Consider the following 18,516-nt stretch of genomic DNA (forward strand, 5'->3'; position numbering starts at 1 on the left):
GCCCGAGGGCCCGCGCCTACAGCGCCCCGCCCACCCACACGCCCGCGAAGGCCGCCCCGAGACCGGCCAGCACGCTCACCATGACGTTGGCGACAGCGAAGAGTCCCGCGCCGTCCTCGGCCAGCCGCAGGGTCTCGTACGAGAAGGTCGAGTACGTGGTCAGGGCGCCGCACAGGCCCGTACCCAGGAGCAGTTGGAGGTTGGGGCCCGGGGCGGCGCCGGTGAGCAGGCCGAGGATCAGGCAGCCGGTGACGTTGACGGCGAGGGTGCCCCAGGGGAAGACGGTGTCGTGGCGGGACTGGACGAACCTGTCGGTGAGGTAGCGCAGGGGTGCGCCGACCATTCCGCCCGCGATCACGAGCAGCCAGTTCACAACGACTTCTTACCCTTCTCGTCCGTTTCGCCCGGTTTCCCGTCGGCCCGGCCGACGTGTCTGATGACCTCGCAGTCGTCGAGGATCACCAGTCCCTCGGTGACGAGTTCGTCGAGCTGCGGCAGGAAGGACCGGACGTGTTCCTCGGTGTCGACGATGACGATCGCGACCGGCAGGTCCTCGCTGAGGGAGAGCAGGCGCGAGGTGTGGATGAGGGAGGACGCGCCGAAGCCCTCGATGCCCCGGAAGACGCTCGCGCCCGCGAGGCCGGCCGCGCGGGCGCGGTGGACGATCTCCGAGTAGAGCGGCCTGTGGTGCCAGGTGTCGTGCTCGCCGATGAGGACGGTCACGCGCAGGGCGCTGCCGGTCAGCCTGGTCATCGTCGCCTCCGCTTCAGGGTCCGGCGGGTCGCGGTCGCCGCGAGTGTCACGGCGGTGAGCGCCGCGAGCAGGGTCGCGGCGAGGTAGGCGAGGCCGGTGCCGGGGTGGCCGTGGTCGACCAGTTTCCGGATGTCGACCGCGTACGTCGAGAAGGTGGTGAACCCGCCGAGGACACCGGTGCCGAAGAAGGGGCGGACGAGGCGGTGGGCGGCCCACGTCTCCGTGATGACCACCATGAACACGCCGATCACGGCACAGCCGACGACGTTGGTCCAGAAGGTGACCCAGGGGAAACCACCGGCCTGGGTGGGCCACGCGAGGGAGGCCGCGTACCGGGCCGAGGCGCCGATCGCGCCGCCGATCGCGACCACCGCGACGACGGGTGACTGCCCGTGCAGGAGGGAAGGGCGCGCCCGGGCGGCTACGGTCCCGGTCGTGGTGTCGGGGGCTGTCATGGTCGTACGTCTCCTACTCGCCGCGCCCGGACGTGCGGGCGCACCTGTTCGCGCAAGTAGGGACCGTTGGCGGCGCCCTTGCCGCGGTTCGGGTACGGCGGGCCCCACCGCCGCGCCGCGAGCGGAGATCGCGGCCGGTCAACAGGTTAACGCCGGGGGCGTGGGGGCCGCACCCGGGTCAGGTGGGCGACAGAGCGCCCGAAACGGGCGCCGGGGGGGCGCGACCGGCCCCCGCCGCCCTGCGGCATGCTCCACCCACCCGGCCCACCCGGTCGCCTGCGGGCGCCCTCGCCGATCACCACCCCTTCTCGAACATGCGAGCCACCTCGGCGATACGAACCTCGTCGGGGCGGTAGAACGTGCGCCAGCCGATCCTCTTCGTCCGGACCATGCCGATGCCCGCGAGCAGACCCAGGTGGGTGTGGGCGACGGAGCGGCGAACGCCCAGTTTCGCGGCGACGGCCGCCGCCGTGACGCCGTCCTCGACCGGATCGCCGTGCCGTTGGCGCGGGAAGTGCGCGGCCGGGTCCTTCAGCCACTCCAGGATCTCCAGGCGTTGCCCGCCTACGGGCCTCTTCAGCATCGCGCCTCCTCGTCCCGGCTCCCGCGTGCCGTGTTCCCCAATGTCCCGCAGTTGAGGCCGCCGCGTCCGGGGCTTCGCACCTCTTGGCCGAGGTCGACCCCCTACTGCCGCGTACGCGCGATCGAGCAAGCCCTTGCATCCCGGCGCACAGGGGCCCGGCCGCTCCCCCACGGGCGGCAGGGCATGTGTCGCTTCGGGCTCAGCGGTGGCTGAACCACGTCATCGCGGGGAGCGCCCCCGCCCCGATCCCGTCGGTTTTCATGCATACGCATTAACATGGGGTGCATGGCAGCGAACAAGCCCGGTACAGAGCTGGCGGACCAGTGGCGGGACATCCTGGCGGCTCATGCGCGCACGATGTGCGAGATCGACCGCGCGCTCCATCCGCACGGCCTGGGCGCCAGTGACTTCGAGGTCCTCGACGTCCTCGTCTCCGATGCGGTCGCCGCGACGGACGACTGCGGCCAGGCCGATCAGTGCCGGGTGCAGGACATCGCCGGCCGGGTCCATCTCAGCCAGAGTGCGCTGTCGCGGCTCATCGGCCGGCTGGAGAAGGACGGGCTGGTGGAGCGCAGCATGTGTGTGGAGGACCGGCGGGGGGTGCGGGTCGCTCTGACGGCGCGGGGCCGGGAGCTGCACGCCGAGGTTCTGCCCCTTCAACGCGCCGCCCTCGCGCGGACGTTGGGCGAGTAGCCGCTCCGCTGTCAGGTTTGCCGGTGCGCCGTCTGCGGGACGCTCGGCCGTTGGCCGGGGCTTGGTGGCGGGCTCAGTACTGGAACGGCCTGGCCAGCAGGGTGCGTACGCCCTCCGAGGTGACCGTCATCCCGTGCGGTGAGGCCGCGTCGATGGTGAGCGAGAGGTCGCCGGTGGGCCACTGGTCGGCGAGTGCGCCCAGCGGTATCAGACGGTAGCGGGAGACGGACGGCAGCAGTTCGGCCAGTTCGGGCTCCGATGTGAACACGGGCACGGCCTCCCGCCCGTCCGGCTCCTCGATGACGGGCAGCGCCACCGTCGTGGGATCACCGGCGTCCACGTCACTGACGTCGTCCGGTACGGGGACCAGCACATCGCTCATGGCGAGGATGTCCAACGCGGCCGGATCCTGAGTGTTGTCGGCCAGGGCGTCGAGCGCCCGTCGGGCCGGTGTGGCGGTGTGCTGGCGTGCGGGTGTCTCCATGGCGGGTCCCCTGGTAGCAGCGGTCGTACGGGCCGCCCGGGACACGGTCGGCCCCGGGCATGGTGCCAAGGCGCATACCCGGCCGGGGCGCGGCCATGCCTGGCCCGGGACGACGATGCCCGAAGTGACGGCGGCGCTCACGGTGACCGTCCGGTCCTTCACGGTCCTCTGGTGAAAACGGACCAGTAGTGGTGACCCGCGCCCACGCGCGCGTCCAAGGCCCGTGCTTAGCGTGAGCCCATGCCGATGCAACCCTGGTTCCCCGACGCCAAGCTGGGCATCTTCATCCACTACGGCATCTACGCCGTGGACGGCTTGGCCGAGTCGTGGTCGTTCTACACAGGCGAGTCCACGCACGAGGAGTACATGAAACAGCTCGACGGTTTCACCGCCTCGCGCTACGACCCGCAGGCCTGGGCGGAACTGTTCGCCCGCGTCGGCGCCCAGTACGCCGTCCTCACTGCCAGGCACCACGACGGCGTGGCCCTGTGGAACACCGACCACCGCAATCTGGACGTGGTCCGCGACACCCCGGCCGGCCGCGACCTGGTCACCGGCTTCGTCGACGCCCTGCGCGAACAGAACCTGAAGGTCGGCCTCTACTACTCGCACTCCGACTGGAACCACCCCGACTACCCGAGCGAGCGCCATCCCGGCCCGTTCGTCGTCGAGCCCAACGACTACTCCCACGCCCGCCCCGGCGAGCAGGACCCCGAGGTGTGGGCACGCTATCTCGCCTACCGCGACGGCCAGGTGAGCGAGTTGGTCGAGCGCTTCCACCCCGACATCCTCTGGTTCGACGGTGAGTGGGAGCGCACCGAGGAGCAGTGGCGGATGCGGGAGCTGTCCGAGCTGATCCTCGCGGGCAACCCGGACACCATCCTCAACGCCCGCATGCTCAGTTATGGCGACTACGCCACCCCTGAGCAGGGCGTTCCGCTGATCGCCCCGTACGGCCCGTGGGAGCTGTGCCTCACGATCAACGACTCGTGGGGCTTCCGGGCCGAGGACCGCCACTTCAAGTCGGTCCGTCAGCTGGTGCGTTACTTCACGGAGACCATCGGCATGGGCGGCAACCTGCTGCTCGACGTCGGCCCCATGGAGGACGGCACGATTCCCGCGGAGCAGGTCGAGCGCCTGGAGGGGCTCGGCGCCTGGGTCATCAAGCACGCCGGCGCCGTGTACGGCACGGTCGCGGGGCTGCCCGCCGGGCACCACTACGGGCCGAGCACGCTCTCCGCCGACCGGCGCACCCTGTACCTGACCTGCTTCGACGCGCCCCGCGAGGCCGTGTCGATCCGGGGCCTGCGCAACGCGGTACGACGCGTCTCGGTCGTGGGCACGGGCACCGAGCTGGGCCACCACGTCACCGGCGGCCTGGACGAGGTGCCGGGCGTGACCTGGATCGACGCGCCCGGGGCGGCCGACCTCGACGAGTACGCGACCGTCCTGGCCGTGGAACTCGACGGCGAGCTGGACCTGTACCGGGGCACGGGCCGCGACTGACATGCGGACGCGTCCGCGCCGGCCCGCGGCCAACAGCATGCCCAGGAACCCTGAGTGCGGGACGGCCCGCCGGAATGTCCGGCGGGCCGTTCACCGTGCTGTCTCCGTCCGGCTCACTCGAAACTGGCGAGACCCGTGGTGTCGAACCAGGTGGGCGACTCGGCCTCGGACATCGCCTGCTTGATGCGGAACAGCGCGAACTCGTTCAGTTCCGGCAGCGCGTCCACCTCGAACCAGCCGACGTCCAGGGACTCGTCGTCGTTGACCCGGGCCTCCCCGCCGACGGCCCGGCAGCGGAAGGTGATGTCCATGTACTGGCAGACGTCACCGTTCTCGTACGTCACCGGGTCCAGGGCCTGGACGAGCACGACCCGTTCGGGCACGCACTGGACCGCCGTCTCCTCGTAGACCTCCCGCACCGCGCACGCGGCCGGCTGCTCGCCCGGGTCCGGGATGCCGCCGACCACCGACCACTTGCGGGTGTCGGTGCGCCGGCCCAGAAGCACTCTGCCCTCGTCGTCGAAGACGAGGGCGGTGACACCGGGAAGCCAGAGCAACTGGCGGCCGGCGGAGGCACGCAGAGCGCTGATGAAGTCAGGAGTAGCCATGCCCCGACACTAACGGGCCGGTCCTGTCACCCTTGTTGATCACGGGGGCGTGCGTCCGGCGTACGGCTACACGCCACCGGCGCGCCGCCCGCGCATCCCGGCGCCGATCGCCCAGCCGAGACCGCCGGCGGCGACCAGGACGAGGAGCATCTCGGGCAGGATGCCGAGCTCGGTGGCGGGCGTCTTCGAGGAACGCAGCGGCACCTTCTGGACGAGGGAGTCAGCCACGAACATCCGGGTCTTCTGGGTGATCCTCCCGTCCGGCATGATGATCGCGCTGACGCCGCTGGTCACCGGCACCGTGACGGTCCGGCTGTGCTCGACCGCGCGGATACGGGACATCGCGAGCTGCTGGTAGGTCATCTCGCTGCGGTCGAAGGTGGCGTTGTTGCTCGGCACGGAGATCATCTGGGCACCGTGGGTGACGGTGTCACGTACGGCCCAGTCGAAGGCGGCCTCGTAGCAGGTGGCGAGGCCGACCTTGGCGCCGTCCATGGTGAATACTCCCGGCTTGCTGCCCCGGCTGAAGTCCTGGCGGACCATGGTGGTCCAGTTCTTGTTGATGTGTGCGAGCACCGAGCGCAGCGGAAGGTACTCACCGAAGGGCTGGACCTGCCGCTTGTCGTACGTCTCGGTCGGGCCCTTCGCCGGGTCCCACAGGATCTGCTCGTTGTAGAGCCTGCCGTCCCGGTGGACCACCCCGCCGACCGAGATGGGCACACCGATCGCCTTGGCCGCGCCCTCGATGACGGCGGCGGCGTCGGGGTATTCGAACGGGTCGACGTCGGAGGAGTTCTCCGGCCACAGCACGAAGTCTGGCTGTGGCATCTTGCCGGCCTTGACCTGGGCGGCCAGGCGCTGGGTCTCACGCGCGTGGTAGTCGAGCACGGCCCGCCGCTGGGCGTTGAAGTCGAGGCCCGCGCGGGGCACGTTGCCCTGGATGAGGGCGACGGTCGCGGTGCCGTCCTCGGCCTTGTCGCTCACGAGCGTCCGCGCGGCCAGGGCGCCCACCACGGGTACGGCCACGCTCAGCGCGGCGACGACCGCCGCAGCGCGGGGTACGGCGCCGGTACGGCGCCATTCGAGCACCTGCCGGACAGCCTCGTACAGGCCGAAGCCGCACAGGACGACCCCGAAGCCGAGTACCGGAGTGCCGCCCAGCGCGGCGAGCGGCAGGAAGACGCCGTCCGCCTGGCCGAAGGCGATCTTGCCCCAGGGGAAGCCGCGGAAGGGCACACGCGCGCGTGCCGCCTCGCCCGCGATCCACACGGCCGCCGCCCACAGCGGCCACCCGGGCAGCTTCGACACGGCGGTGATGCCCACGCCGACCAGCGCGACGAAGACCGCCTCGACGGCGACCAGCGCCAGCCAGGGCCCGGAGCCGACCTCCACCCCGGTCCACACGAGCAGCGGCAGCAGAAAACCGAGGCCGAACAGATAGCCGAGACCGAGTGCCGCCTTCCAGGACCGGCCGCGCAGCACCCAGCCGAGGAGCGCGAAGGCGAGCAGCGCGAGCCACGACAGGGTGCGCGGCGGGAAGCTGACGTACAGGAGCACTCCGGCGAGCGCGGCGACGGCGGCCGGCCAGAGGCGCAGCAGCGGCGCGCGGCGTGAAGCGGGCGCGAGCTGCGGTTCGAGCTGGTCCGGCTCGGCTGTGGAAGGAGCGGTGGCGGTCACTCCGGGAGTGTACGGCGCCTGCGGCGGACGCCGACAGCACGGTCCGTCCCACACCTGTGGGCTCGCTCACCCCGTCCGCGGCACCGTTTCTGCGCGACTCGTCCACACCGCCCCGCGCGGTCGGAGGCCCGTCACAGGTCGGTGGGCGACGGGTCGGGATCCACGGGGATGACGTCGGCGACGGACGCGCCGTCGGCCAGCGAGAGACGAAACGTTTTGGACGCGGCGGGCGTCGTCGTGCTGGGCGCCTGCGCCACCTGGTCGCTGATCACGGCCGCCAGACAAGGCGGCCGCCCCGAGGGCGTGCTCCTGTCGGTGCGCACGGTGGCCGCCGGCTACGCGCCGGACGGTTCTGCAGAGCGCTACTGCCCGTCGCCGCCCCCTGTACGGCGGCGCTGGCCGGGCTGAGCCTGGCGGTAGCCGCCCCGCACGCGCTGCGGCGACACCTCGCCTGCGGGAGCAGCGGCAACACCGGTGAGTCGCCGCGAGAGTGGCTCGGGTGTCAGTGCGCGGCCCCGGTCACGCCCCGCAGCCGGGCCCTGATCACCCGTACGGCGGCCTCCGCGTTGTCCACCGTGATCGTGAACGTGTGCCCGTCCCCGAGGCTCAGCACCACGCCCTCACCGCGGCGGACGACGACCGCGGTGCCCTGGTGGGGGCGCCAGCGATACCCCCAGCCGCCCCACTGGCGCGGGGTGACCCTGGCCACGAACTCGGCGCCGACGATCTGGGACAGCGGAATGCGGCGGCGCGGCAGACCGATGTGGCCGCAGCGCACCTCGAGGGTGTCCTTGTCGACCTTCACGGCGACGTGCACGAACGCGATGGTGCCGAAGAGGACGAGCAGTCCGGCCGCGATGCAGCCCACGACGGCCATGACGAGCGGTGCGGAGCCGGACGTCCACGCCGAGTCGACTGCCAGTTCGATACCGAGCGCCATGAAGGCGCAGCCACCGAGCGCCAGCAGCCACTGGGCACGATTGGTCGCCCGCCCGGTCCAGATCTCGGTCGGCACGGATTCGTCGGACCCGACGCGCCCGTCGGGTCCGTTGTGGGGGTGGTCCCTCATGTCGATGAGACTACTCAGGATCCGCTGCGCGGGCACCGGGTCGCTGAGCGTGACTACTCCGCCCGGCCGTCTTCCAGGCCGCCCGTCAGCGGACCGGAGCCGCCGCCCGCAGCAGACGGCCTTCCGCGTAGGCGAGCGCGGGCGCGGGCAGCGGACCCACGATGCCGTTCAGCAGTGCGGTGACAGTGCCTTCCGGCGAGGCCTCGGGTGCGGCCTGCGCGCCGATCCTGCGGAGCGTCTGAGCGGCCACCGCGCCGGCCGAGCCGTGCAGGACGAGCGGCGCGCGGCCGGGCCGCTGAACGGCCGCGCGGATGCGCTCGGCGACGAGTTCGTAATGGGTGCAGCCCAGGACGACGGTCGTTACCTCGTCGGGGGTGAGGGCGGCAGCGGCGGCGACGGCGGCGTCGATCGCCGTCTCGTCCGCGTGCTCGACGGCTTCGGCCAGTCCCCAGCAGGGCACCTCGGTGACCGCGACGCCCTCGGCGAAGTTCCGGATGAGGCCATGCTGGTAGGCGCTTCCGGTGGTGGCGGGGGTCGCCCAGATCGCGATCGGCCCACCTCCCGCGGCGGCGGGCTTGATGGCCGGGACCGTACCGATGACCGGCAGCTCCGGTTCGAAGCGGGCTCGCAGGGCGGTCAGGGCGTGCACGGTCGCGGTGTTGCAGCCGACGATCAGCGCGTCGGGCCGCTGCGCGGCGGCGGCCTCGGCGACAGTCAGGGCGCGCTCGGTGAGATCCTGCGTGGTGCGCGGGCCCCACGGCATTCCCGCGGGGTCCAGGGAGAGTACGAGATCCGCGTCCGGCCGCAATCGCCGTACCGCCACGGCCGCGGGCAGAAGTCCGATTCCGGAGTCCATCAGCGCGATCTTCACCCGGTCACTATAAACGGCGTCCCCCTACGGCCCTCCGGGGTGGGGCAGACTGCGGCAGGTGAGCGCCGTTGTGTGGATCGCCGCCGGATCACTCGCCGCCTGGCTGTGGCTGCTGCTGTGCCAGGGCTTCTTCTGGCGTACGGACATCAGACTGCCGTCCTACGACCGGGAGCCGCACTCCTGGCCCTCCGTCTGTGTCGTCGTACCGGCGCGCGACGAGGCGGCCGTACTGCCCTCGAGCCTGCCGTCGCTGCTCGCCCAGGACTATCCGGGGCGGGCCGAGGTCTTCCTGGTCGACGACGGCAGCTCGGACGGCACCGCGGAGCTGGCCCGGGACTTGGCGCGGCGCCACGGTGGGCTGCCACTGACCGTGGACTCGCCCGGCGAACCACCGGCGGGCTGGACGGGCAAGCTGTGGGCCGTACGCCACGGCATCGGTCTGGCACGCGCGCGTGGACCCGAATACCTGCTGCTGACGGACGCGGACATCGCCCACGCGCCCGACAGCCTGCGGGAGCTGGTGGCGGCCGCCCGGGGCGGCGGATACGACGCCGTGTCGCTGATGGCCCGGCTGCGGGTGGAGAGCGTCTGGGAGCGGCTCGTCGTGCCCGCCTTCGTGTACTTCTTCGCACAGCTCTATCCCTTCCGCCGGATCGGCAGGAAAGGGACGCGGACGGCCGCTGCCGCGGGCGGGTGCGTGCTGCTGCGCACCGAGACCGCCGACCGGGCCCGGATCCCGGACGCCATCCGCCACGCCGTCATCGACGACGTGGCACTCGCGCGGGCGGTCAAGGGCGGCGGTGGCCACATCTGGCTGGGGCTCGCCGAACGCGTGGACAGCGTGCGGCCCTACCCGCGGCTGCACGACCTGTGGCGGATGGTCTCGCGCAGCGCGTACGCGCAGTTGCGCCACAGCCCGCCCCTCCTGCTCGGTACGGTGCTCGGCCTCACCCTGGTCTATCTGGTGCCGCCGTTCGCGCTGCTCGCCGGGCTCGCCACCGGGACGACCCCGGCGGCGGTGTGCGGCGGCCTCGCGTGGCTGGTGATGGCGGGGACGTACGCCCCGATGCTGCGCTACTACGGGCAGCGGCTGTGGCTCGCGCCGCTGCTGCCGTTCACCGCGTTCCTCTATCTCCTCATGACGGTCGATTCGGCGGTGCAGCACTACCAGGGGCGCGGCGCCGCCTGGAAGGGGCGGACGTACGCCCGTCCGGAAACCGCTGCCGAGGAGAGCTGATCCGCGGGCGTCACTTACGGCCGGGGGTCCAGTTCATGCCCCAGCCGTAGGCGCGGTCGACGGTCCGCTGCGGGCTCACCCCGCGCTCGGACACGAGATAGCGGGCCTCCCGCTGGACGATCAGGTCGCCGCCGGTGTTGGTGATCAGGGCGAGCGCGCACACCGTGGAGGGCACCGTGCACTCGTCGAGCGAGAAGTCGACCGGTGCTCCGTTCGCCGGGGTCAGCGTGACCGTGGCGTGCAGGTCGGCGAAGGAGCGTGCCCCCGCGTAGATGGTCACGAAGATGAGGATGCGCCGGAAGGCCTGCGTGCGGTCCAGGTTGACGGTGAGGTTCTCACCGCTCGACACGGCCCCGGTGCGGTCGTCGCCGTCGAGGTGGATGTACGGCGGCTGGTGCAGCGCCCCGAAGGCGTTGCCGAGGGACTGTACGACGCCCTTGCTGCCGTCGGAGAGTTCGTAGAGGGCGCACAGGTCGAGGTCGAGATCGGAGTGCTGGGCGACGGCGCGGCCGAGTTTGCTGCCCCACCCCGAGAACTGCTTGTGCACCTGCCAGTTGAGGTTGACGCGCAGGGCGCCCGAGGTGCCGCCCTGCTTGGTGAGCGAGACGGACGGGGCCTGTTTGGTGAGCGTCACCTTGGTCAGGCGTACCGGCGTCGCGGGAGCGGCCGGAGGTGCGGGCGGGGGTACGGACACGGGTCGTGCGGGCGCCGGGGGCACGGTCGCCGGAGGTGCGACGGGCGGCGGGGTGGGCGGTGCGGCCTGCGGGGCGGGCGTGTGCTGGGGCTCGTCCACGGTGATGCCGAAGTCCGTGGCCAGGCCGGCCAGCCCGCTGCTGTAGCCCTGCCCGACCGCCCGGAACTTCCAGGCGCCCTGCCGACGGTAGAACTCGCCGAGCACGAACGCGGTTTCGACGGTTGCGCCGGCGTTGTCGAAGCGGGCGACCACCGTGTCCCGCACCGCGTCACGGACCTCGATGTACAGGTCGGGGACCTGCCCGAACGTTCCTCCGTCGGCGGAGGCCGCGAGGACGACGGTCTCGACCGCCGGCTCCACGCGCGCGAGGTCGACGAGAAGGGTGTCCGTCACCCGGCCGCCCTCGTCCCGCTTGGCCTCGTGCCGGACCGCGTCCGAGGCGTGCACGGGCTGGTTGTAGAAGACGAAGTCGCTGTCCGAACGGACCTTTCCGGCCACCAGCAGCAGCGCGGAGGCATCCGCGTCGGGCACTCCGGCACCGGAGCGCCAGCCCAGTTCGACCCGGAGTGCCGTCGTGGGCACCGGAGCGTTGGATCCCTTAGGCATTGACATGGCTGCCCCCATCTCTGCTGGCCTCGCGTCACAACCTATCTCCCGGGCCCGTGAACGCCTGCTGAACTCCCCTGTCGAACGCGGGGCGACCCGTCGGTAACCCGCCCGGAACCAGGCCTTTACCTGATCTCGGCATGACCAGGTGCCCCTTTTTGGCATGTTCGCTCACATTGGGGGTCCCACGTCACTGCCGACACGGAAAACAACCTTCTTATCGGTCTCCCCAACCAGCTCATCGTGGGCTTAACTTATGTGCCATGACCTCCCCCCGCTCCACCTACGGCGGCGGCTACTACTCCGCCTTCCCGGACACTCCGATCTACGACTCGCTCGTCGCCGAGCGGGGCACCCCTCAGATCGCCCCGATCCGGGTCCCCGCCGCGTACGACACAGGCGGCAGCAACCTGCCCGCGCTGCCCTCGGCGCTCCCCGCGCTGCCGGCCGGCCCGTCCCAGCAGGCCCCCTCCTACGGCTACCCGCAGGCGCAGCAGCCCTCGCCGCTGCAGCAGGCGCCGGCGGCGTACATCCCGCAGCAGGTACCGCCTCGTGGTTACCCGGGCGGCGGCCAGCCGATGCAGCAGCAGCGTCCGGCGCCGGTGGCCACCGGCTACGAGGCGATGCGTCCTGCGGCTCCGCGACCCGCGCAGCCGCAGTACCAGGACCCGTACAACAACCAGCAGCAGCAGTACCGCGGGTACTGATCCCACTCCCGGAATGTCAGTGCCTGCTGGCACGATGGCGGTATGGGGAATGCGGAACTGCACTCGATACATGTTCATCCGGTCAAGGCGTTCCGGGGCCAGTCGCCCCGGCAAGCCGTGGTGGAGCCCTGGGGGCTGGCCGGAGACCGGCGCTGGGTTCTGACAGACGCCGGGGGAAAGGTCGTCACACAACGCCAGCAGCCGCGCCTCGCGCAGGCCGCCGCCGAGCTGCTGCCCGGGGGCGGGATCCGACTGTCCGCGCCCGGTCGCGCGCCACTGACCGTGCCCGTCCCGGAGGTGACGGACACGACGACGGTGGACATCTTCGGCACCAAGGTGGAGGCGGTGCTCGCGGGTGACGACGCGCACGACTGGTGCGGCGGGTATCTGGGCGAGGACGTCCGTCTCGTGCACATGGACGATCCGGGCACGCGCCGCGCGGTCGACCCGGAGTTCGCGCTGCCCGGCGAGACGGTGAGCTTCGCCGACGAGTTCCCGCTGCTGATCACCACTCTCGCGTCGCTCGACGCCCTCAATTCACTGATCGCGCAAGGGGACCACCCTCAGGAGGGCCCGCTGCCGATGAACCGCTTCCGGCCCAACGTGGTGGTCTCGGGGACGACCGCCTGGGCCGAGGACGGCTGGTCCCGGATCGCCATCGGCGAGGTCTCCTTCCGGGTCGCCAAGATGTGCGGGCGGTGCGTGGTGACCACCACCGACCAGGAGACCTCCGAACGCGGGAAGGAACCGCTGCGCACGCTCGGACGTCATCGCCGCTTCGGCAACCAGTTGATCTTCGGCCAGAACCTCGTGCCCGAGACTCCCGGCACGATCAGCGTCGGCGATCCGCTCAAGATCCTCGAATAGGCGGACATGGTCTTCGGCCGCGCCTTCGGCCGTGACCTTCCGATTGGTCCCGTGGGCGGGAACACCGGCACGTGGCCCGGCCGTTGGGTTGGTGAGAAGTCCATGTGACGGCCGGTGAGAGCGTTGTCACGGACCGGGGAGGGGGGTGCGGGCTGTGCGGGCGATCGGCGGACTCTGGCGCTGGCGGCACAATCCGCTGTGTCGCGCGACCGACCTGGCGGAGGCCTGGGTGGCGCTCGCGGCCCTGCTGCTGATCCTGCTCGCGGCACCCCTCATCGGCGTCCTGGTCGGCGGCGCCGCCCAGGACGCGCTGCAACAGGCCGTACGGAACCAGCGCGAGGCCCGCCATCTCGTGACAGCCACCGTGGTCAGGAAGCTCGCCCGCTCCCCGCTGGAACCCGACCCCGAGTCGGCCTCCGCGCGGGAGGCCAGAAGCCGCGTGCAGGCCGACTGGACGGGACCGGACGGCACGTCGCAGCACGGCACGGTCATGGCGAGCCTCAAGTCCCCGCATCCCGGCGACCACTTCGGCCTGTGGACGGACGGGCAGGGGCGAATAGCCGCCCGCCCGCTGGACACCGCCACCGCGACGGCGCACGCGGTTCTCGCCGGTTTCGGCGCGACCGCTCTGTCGGCCGGGTTCGCCGAGGGCGGCCGGCGCCTGATCGTCTGGCGCATGGTCCGTCGCCGGTACGCCCGCTGGGACCAGGCCTGGGAGCGGGCCGGACCCGACTGGGGCCGGACGGGGACCGGCAGTTGACCGCGTTCCCGCTCTGGTCAACCCACCGTGCCCGCGCACGCTACGGTGGACCGGCCGACATCGTTCGGCACCTTCCGCGACTTCCCGCGTTCCACGAGGTGGGGGCACAGCAGCGCCATGGCACAGGGCACGGTCCAGGTGACGCACACCGGTACATCGAGGTGGCGGCGCCGCACGGGTGAGTACGCGTCGCTCGCCGCCGCCCTGGAGGCCGCGGCGGACGGCGACGTCCTCACCGTCGCCCCCGGCACCTACCGGGAGAACCTCGTCGTCGAGCGGGCGGTGACGCTGCGCGGCCCGGAGGGCTCCCCCGGCTCGGTGCGCATCGCGCCCGTCGACGGCGTGCCCCTGACGGTGCGTGCCTCCGCGGTGGTCCAGGACCTGCATGTGGAGGGCCAGGACTCGACCGCGGCCGCCGTGCTCGTCGAGGAGGGCACCCCGGAACTGCTGGACGTGCGGATCGTCACGCGGTCCGCCGCCGGCATCGAGGTGCGCGGCGGCGCGCGCCCGACGGTGCGGCGCTGCACGGTCGACAACCCCGCGGGCGCAGGCATCGCCGTACTGGACGACGCGGGCGGGGTGTTCGAGGAGTGCGAGGTCGTCTCGGCCGGCCAGGCGGGGGTGACCGTGCGCGACGGTGGTCATCCGCGTCTGGAGCGCTGCCGGGTACACCACACCTCGGGCGTCGGGCTGTCGGTCTCGGGCGCGAACTCGGCGCTGGAGGCGGTCGGTTGCGAGGTCTACGAGGCCAAGGGCAGCGGCGTCCAGGTCACCGGCCGGGCCACCGCCTTCCTCACCGACTGCGATGTGCACCGTACGTCCGCGGACGGCGTGACGCTCGACACCGACGCCGTACTGACGCTCGCCGACTGCCGTATCCACGACATCCCGGAGAACGCGGTCGATCTGCGGTCCCGCTCGGTCCTCACGCTGACCCGTACGACGGTGCGTCAGTTCGGGCGCAACGGGCTGTCGGTGTGGGACCCGGGCACCCGGGTGGACGCCAACCAGTGCGAGATCTTCGACAGCACCGGCGACTACCCGGCGGTGTGGATCAGCGACGGCGCCACGGCGGTTCTCGAGTCCTGCCGGGTGCACGACGTGCCGGACGCGCTGTTCGTACTCGACCGGGGCTCTCGCGCGGACGTCATCGACAGTGACCTCTCGCAGGTGCGCAACACGGCTGTGTCGGTCAGTGACGGCGCGACGGCGCAGCTCGACGACTGCAGGATCCGGGACGCGGCGACGGGCGCCTGGTTCCGCGACCACGGCAGCGGAGGCACGCTCAACGGCTGCACGGTGGTCGGCACCCAGACCGGCGTGATCGTCACCAAGGGCGCCGATCCCACCATCGAGCGCTGCACGGTCGACTCCCCCACCGAGGCGGGTTTCTATGTGTCCGCGGGCGGCCGGGGCAGCTTCCTGCAGTGCCGGGTGACGGGCAGTGAGGGCTACGGCTTCCATGTGATAGACGGCTGCCGAGCGACGCTGACGAAGTGCCGTACGGAGCGATGCGCGCGTGGGGGCTACGAGTTCGCCGACGGCGGCTCCGGCACGGCCTCCGGCGGCGGGCCGGTCGTCGAGGACTGCACCAGCGACGAGAGCGGGGCGCTGCGGCCGTCCCCGGTGCCGGAGACGGCCGTACAGACGATGGTGGCTCAGTCGCCGGGGCTGCTGGGCTCGGTCCCGGACCAGCGCATCACCGAGCCTGAGCCGGAGGTGGCCGCCCGGTCCCCCAAGGACGTCCTCGGTGAACTCGACGCACTGGTGGGCCTGGAGAGCGTCAAGCGCGAGGTGCGGGCCCTCACCGACATGATCGAGGTCGGCCGGCGCCGGCAGCAGGCGGGCCTCAAAGCGGCCTCCGCACGACGCCATCTGGTCTTCACGGGCTCCCCCGGTACCGGCAAGACTACGGTCGCCCGGCTCTACGGCGAGATCCTGGCGGCGCTCGGCGTCCTGGAGAAGGGGCATCTCGTCGAGGTGTCCCGGGTGGACCTGGTCGGCGAGCACATCGGTTCCACGGCGATCCGCACCCAGGAGGCCTTCGACCGGGCGCGCGGCGGTGTGCTGTTCATCGACGAGGCGTACGCCCTGTCCCCGGAGGACTCCGGCCGTGACTTCGGCAAGGAGGCCATCGACACGCTGGTGAAGCTGATGGAGGACCACCGTGAGGCCGTGGTGGTGATCGTCGCGGGCTACACGGCCGAGATGGAGCGCTTCCTTTCGGTCAATCCCGGGGTCGCCTCCCGTTTCTCGCGGACCATCACCTTCGGTGACTACGGCCCCGAGGAACTGCTGCGGATCGTGGAACAGCAGGCGGAGGAGCACGAGTACCGGCTCGGCCCCGGCTCCTCCGAAGCCCTGCTGAAGTACTTCGAGGCGATCCCCAAGGGGGCGACGTTCGGCAACGGCCGTACGGCGCGGCAGACCTTCGAGGCGATGGTCGAGCGGCACGCGGGCCGGGTCGCCCAGCACGCCGAGCCGAGCACCGACGACCTGACCCTGCTCTACCCGGAGGACTTGCCCGAGCTGCCCTGAGGCCCGGCCCCGGGCCGCTGCCCGGGCACCGCCTCGCGGGGCCGCAGCCGGGCCAGCAGCTCTTCGCGTTCCTCGGCGAAGGCCGGATCGGCCTGGTAGTCGGAGTGGCCGAGGATCGGCGAGGGCAGCGGATGCTTCTTGTCCCTGCCGTAGGCGAGCGGGTCCTTCAGCGGTGCGCGGTCCACTTCGGGGCCGCAGTCGCCGGGCAGGTGTACGGGGCCGCCGATGGGGTCGGTGAGCCGGTACAGGTTGCGCCAGCAGGCCACGTCGTGGTGCAGCGAGGTGAGCGCGGCGGGGCCGAAGTGGGCCGGGAACCAGCGCCCGTACAGGCGCTCCAGCGGTGAGCCGTACGTCAGCAGCCCGACGCGTCCGCGCACGGACGGCTTCAGCTGCCAGGCGGCGGCTGCCGCGAGGACGCTGCCCTGGGAGTGGCCGGAGATGACCAGGCGGCCGCCGGTGGCCTCGGTCCAGGTGGCCATCCGCCAGGTCAGGTCGGGCACGGCACGCTCGGCGTAGCAGGGCGGCGCGAAGGGGTGGGAGGCACGCGGCCAGAAGGTGCCGACGTCCCACAGGATCCCGATGGTGCGCCGCGCCGCCGGGTCCTTGTAGGCGCGCCGCCCCCAGGTGACGAACAGCAGGAAGCCGACTCCGATCAGCCAGGAGCCGAGAGCCTGGGAGGTGTCGGCGGCGCCTTGGACGAACGCGTACGAGGAGTGCGAGGCCTCTGCGGGGGTGTCGTGCGTGATCTGTGCTCCGGCGAGCGCGGTGGCGCCCAGGAGCAGTGTCACCGTGGAGGTGATGCCGACGATGCGGGGCGCCCGGTCGGTGAGGGCGGCCATCGCGCGCATGCTGGCGATCCGGCGGGTGCGCACGGCGTCCATGGGCGCTCCGGAACCGTCGTCGTAGTCCTGCTCCACGGCGTCCAGTTCGCCTCGGCGCAGTTGCAGGGTGCGCCGGGCCAGCCAGCCGATCAGTCCCAGGACGACCAGGAGGACGGCCGGGATCACGGATGCCTGCCAGGTCAGCAGGACGGGTGGGCCGTCGATGGTGCCGCCGGTGCCGTCCAGCCAGTCGGCGACGCGCTGGGACACGCCGCCGGACATCACACCGCCCAGCGCGCAGGCGAGCATCGCGACGGCGGGGCCTCCGAGGCCGCGCATGGCGGCGCGCGGGTCGGGGTGGGCGCGGTACAGCAGGTGGGCGACGACCGCCAGGAGGACGACGATGACGCCCTGGAGGAGGGCGAGCGCGCCGAAGGTCGTGTCGCCCGGCAGCCGCCCCGCCGATGTCCACCCGGGCCGGGACCAGCCGGCGTACACGGCCGTCAGGAGCAGCAGGGCGAGCGCGCCGCCCGGGAGGAGGCGGACGAGCCCGGCGTCCAGTGCCTGGTCTATGCGTCTCTCGCTGCGCCCTCTGCGGCACACCACCCACACCACGGCGACGGCCCCGCCGATCAGCGCGACGTACAGGAGTCCGGCCAGGGTCGCCAGGGTCGCGGGACCGCCGGGCTCACGGTCGTGGCGGGCGGCGGCGGAGCCCAGGGCGGCGGCGACCGTCAGCAGGCCGGCCGCGGTGTGCGCGGCGCGCAGCCGGGCGACCAGTCGCCGTCCGTACCAGAACCCGGGCCGCCCGAGCGCCGTGCGGACGTTGTCGTCGGCGGCCTCGGGGGCGTGGGTCATCGGCCGCTGGGACTCGTAGGCCCGCCAGGTGCGGCGGGACAGGAACCACAGCAGGCCGGTGAGGATGGCGGGCACCACGGCGGCCAGGGCGAGGCGGCGGCCCGGAGCACTCCACCAGCCGCCGCCCGACACGGTCGGGGAGAGGAAACCGAGCCACGAGTGGGCGTCGGCACACGCGCGGGTGCCCGCGCACTGCCAGGCCGTGAGGTCGAGGGCGACCTCGCAGGCGGCGGCGACCAGGAGGACGGTGAGGGTCAGGCCGGCGAGACGCACCAGGAGGCCGTAGAAACGGACCGTGCGCTGCCGGTCGCGGGCGGTGGGGCGCATCCAGTGGGCGAGGTTGACCACCATGAACGGCAGCAGCAACAGCCACAGGGCGCGCGTGCCGTTGCCGGAGGTGAGGTTGCACCAGACGTACGCCTCGCGCACCGGTGCGCCGTTCGGATCGGCGGGCCGGTCCTCCGCGTCGACGTCGTCCACGCGCCGGAAGACGGCGGCCGTGTCGTCGCCGCTGATGCGGACGGTCCGCGGATCGTTGAGCATCTTCTCGGGTGTGGCGCCGCCCACCCCGTGGACGAGTAATTCCAGAGCGATGTCGGTGGCCGCCTCGGCTCCGGTCCGCTCGGTTTCTTCGGGTGAGGTTTCTTCGGGCGACTCGGCCACGCCGTTCGCCCCGGTCTTCAAGACGTGTTCCCGCGCTTGTTCCACTGTTCGCACTTCCCCGTTGTC

At 72.1% G+C, this 18,516-nt stretch carries 20 protein-coding genes; 8 read left to right on the forward strand and 12 right to left on the reverse strand.

Annotated features, from left to right (window positions below):
* Positions 1-16: 16 nt before the first annotated feature.
* The 4 genes from crcB (ADL01_RS31860) to ADL01_RS31875 all read right to left on the reverse strand — a co-directional run bounded on the left by crcB (ADL01_RS31860) (position 17) and on the right by ADL01_RS31875 (position 1,791).
* Positions 17-373 (reverse strand): fluoride efflux transporter CrcB, encoded by a 357-nt coding sequence (gene crcB, locus ADL01_RS31860; protein WP_053745491.1) that lies wholly within the window; start codon positions 371-373, stop codon positions 17-19.
* Positions 370-753 carry a DUF190 domain-containing protein gene (locus tag ADL01_RS31865; RefSeq protein WP_053745492.1) on the reverse strand — a complete coding sequence of 128 codons (384 nt, stop codon included), beginning with the start codon at positions 751-753 and terminating at the stop codon, positions 370-372. The genes crcB (ADL01_RS31860) and ADL01_RS31865 overlap by 4 nt, the downstream gene beginning before the upstream one ends.
* Positions 750-1,208 (reverse strand): fluoride efflux transporter CrcB, encoded by a 459-nt coding sequence (crcB, locus tag ADL01_RS31870; protein WP_053745493.1) that lies wholly within the window; start codon positions 1,206-1,208, stop codon positions 750-752. Before crcB (ADL01_RS31870) ends, ADL01_RS31865 begins: the two co-directional genes overlap by 4 nt.
* Positions 1,209-1,503: 295 nt before the next feature.
* Positions 1,504-1,791, reverse strand: a complete 288-nt coding sequence (locus tag ADL01_RS31875; protein ID WP_053745494.1) for a helix-turn-helix domain-containing protein — start codon at positions 1,789-1,791, stop codon at positions 1,504-1,506.
* A gap of 285 nt (positions 1,792-2,076) precedes the next feature.
* On the opposite strand from ADL01_RS31875, the gene ADL01_RS31880 reads away from it, so the two are divergent.
* Positions 2,077-2,484, forward strand: a complete 408-nt coding sequence (locus ADL01_RS31880; RefSeq protein WP_053745495.1) for a MarR family winged helix-turn-helix transcriptional regulator — start codon at positions 2,077-2,079, stop codon at positions 2,482-2,484.
* Positions 2,485-2,557: 73 nt separating this feature from the next.
* On the opposite strand, the gene ADL01_RS31885 is transcribed toward ADL01_RS31880, so the two are convergent.
* Positions 2,558-2,968, reverse strand: coding sequence for an SseB family protein (locus ADL01_RS31885; protein ID WP_053745496.1), 411 nt, complete (start codon positions 2,966-2,968; stop codon positions 2,558-2,560).
* On the opposite strand from ADL01_RS31885, the gene ADL01_RS44960 reads away from it, so the two are divergent.
* Complete coding sequence (locus ADL01_RS44960) at positions 2,967-3,143, forward strand: hypothetical protein (protein WP_159049699.1); 177 nt, start codon at positions 2,967-2,969, stop codon at positions 3,141-3,143. The two genes, ADL01_RS31885 and ADL01_RS44960, sit on opposite strands and share 2 nt — an antisense overlap.
* Before the next feature lie 65 nt (positions 3,144-3,208).
* The gene (locus tag ADL01_RS31890; RefSeq protein WP_053745497.1) at positions 3,209-4,474 is read left to right on the forward strand and encodes an alpha-L-fucosidase; all 1,266 of its coding nucleotides are present in this window, start codon (positions 3,209-3,211) and stop codon (positions 4,472-4,474) included.
* A gap of 113 nt (positions 4,475-4,587) precedes the next feature.
* Here ADL01_RS31890 and ADL01_RS31895 read toward each other — a convergent pair whose 3' ends face one another.
* The 5 genes from ADL01_RS31895 to ADL01_RS31910 form a co-directional block, all read right to left on the reverse strand.
* Complete coding sequence (locus ADL01_RS31895) at positions 4,588-5,082, reverse strand: NUDIX hydrolase (RefSeq protein ID WP_053745498.1); 495 nt, start codon at positions 5,080-5,082, stop codon at positions 4,588-4,590.
* Positions 5,083-5,148: 66 nt separating this feature from the next.
* Positions 5,149-6,759 carry an apolipoprotein N-acyltransferase gene (lnt, locus tag ADL01_RS31900; protein ID WP_053745499.1) on the reverse strand — a complete coding sequence of 537 codons (1,611 nt, stop codon included), beginning with the start codon at positions 6,757-6,759 and terminating at the stop codon, positions 5,149-5,151.
* A gap of 131 nt (positions 6,760-6,890) precedes the next feature.
* Positions 6,891-7,031: a hypothetical protein gene (locus ADL01_RS44965; protein ID WP_159049700.1), complete on the reverse strand. Its 141-nt coding sequence runs from the start codon at positions 7,029-7,031 to the stop codon at positions 6,891-6,893.
* 230 nt (positions 7,032-7,261) lie between these two features.
* The gene (locus tag ADL01_RS31905) at positions 7,262-7,828 is read right to left on the reverse strand and encodes a hypothetical protein (RefSeq protein WP_053745540.1); all 567 of its coding nucleotides are present in this window, start codon (positions 7,826-7,828) and stop codon (positions 7,262-7,264) included.
* An 85-nt stretch (positions 7,829-7,913) separates the two neighbouring features.
* Positions 7,914-8,699, reverse strand: a complete 786-nt coding sequence (locus ADL01_RS31910) for a glutamate racemase (protein ID WP_053745500.1) — start codon at positions 8,697-8,699, stop codon at positions 7,914-7,916.
* A 70-nt stretch (positions 8,700-8,769) separates the two neighbouring features.
* On the opposite strand from ADL01_RS31910, the gene ADL01_RS31915 reads away from it, so the two are divergent.
* Positions 8,770-9,936, forward strand: coding sequence for a glycosyltransferase (locus ADL01_RS31915; protein WP_053745501.1), 1,167 nt, complete (start codon positions 8,770-8,772; stop codon positions 9,934-9,936).
* A gap of 10 nt (positions 9,937-9,946) precedes the next feature.
* On the opposite strand, the gene ADL01_RS31920 is transcribed toward ADL01_RS31915, so the two are convergent.
* Positions 9,947-11,236: a TerD family protein gene (locus tag ADL01_RS31920; RefSeq protein ID WP_053745502.1), complete on the reverse strand. Its 1,290-nt coding sequence runs from the start codon at positions 11,234-11,236 to the stop codon at positions 9,947-9,949.
* A gap of 263 nt (positions 11,237-11,499) precedes the next feature.
* On the opposite strand from ADL01_RS31920, the gene ADL01_RS31925 reads away from it, so the two are divergent.
* The 4 genes from ADL01_RS31925 to ADL01_RS31940 all read left to right on the forward strand — a co-directional run bounded on the left by ADL01_RS31925 (position 11,500) and on the right by ADL01_RS31940 (position 16,108).
* On the forward strand, positions 11,500-11,943 hold the full coding sequence (locus ADL01_RS31925) for a DUF6643 family protein (protein ID WP_053745503.1): 444 nt from the start codon (positions 11,500-11,502) through the stop codon (positions 11,941-11,943).
* A gap of 42 nt (positions 11,944-11,985) precedes the next feature.
* Entirely contained in the window at positions 11,986-12,810 is an 825-nt protein-coding gene (locus ADL01_RS31930) for an MOSC domain-containing protein (protein WP_053745504.1), read from the forward strand.
* 154 nt (positions 12,811-12,964) lie between these two features.
* On the forward strand, positions 12,965-13,570 hold the full coding sequence (locus ADL01_RS31935; protein WP_053745505.1) for a hypothetical protein: 606 nt from the start codon (positions 12,965-12,967) through the stop codon (positions 13,568-13,570).
* A 117-nt stretch (positions 13,571-13,687) separates the two neighbouring features.
* Positions 13,688-16,108, forward strand: coding sequence for a right-handed parallel beta-helix repeat-containing protein (locus tag ADL01_RS31940; RefSeq protein ID WP_053745506.1), 2,421 nt, complete (start codon positions 13,688-13,690; stop codon positions 16,106-16,108).
* Here the strand turns inward: ADL01_RS31940 and ADL01_RS31945 are convergent.
* Positions 16,078-18,495, reverse strand: coding sequence for a hypothetical protein (locus ADL01_RS31945; RefSeq protein WP_053745507.1), 2,418 nt, complete (start codon positions 18,493-18,495; stop codon positions 16,078-16,080). The two genes, ADL01_RS31940 and ADL01_RS31945, sit on opposite strands and share 31 nt — an antisense overlap.
* Positions 18,496-18,516 lie beyond the last annotated feature (21 nt).

This window comes from Streptomyces sp. NRRL WC-3618 (genome assembly GCF_001280005.1).
In the GTDB taxonomy this organism is placed as follows: Bacteria; Actinomycetota; Actinomycetes; order Streptomycetales; family Streptomycetaceae; genus Streptomyces.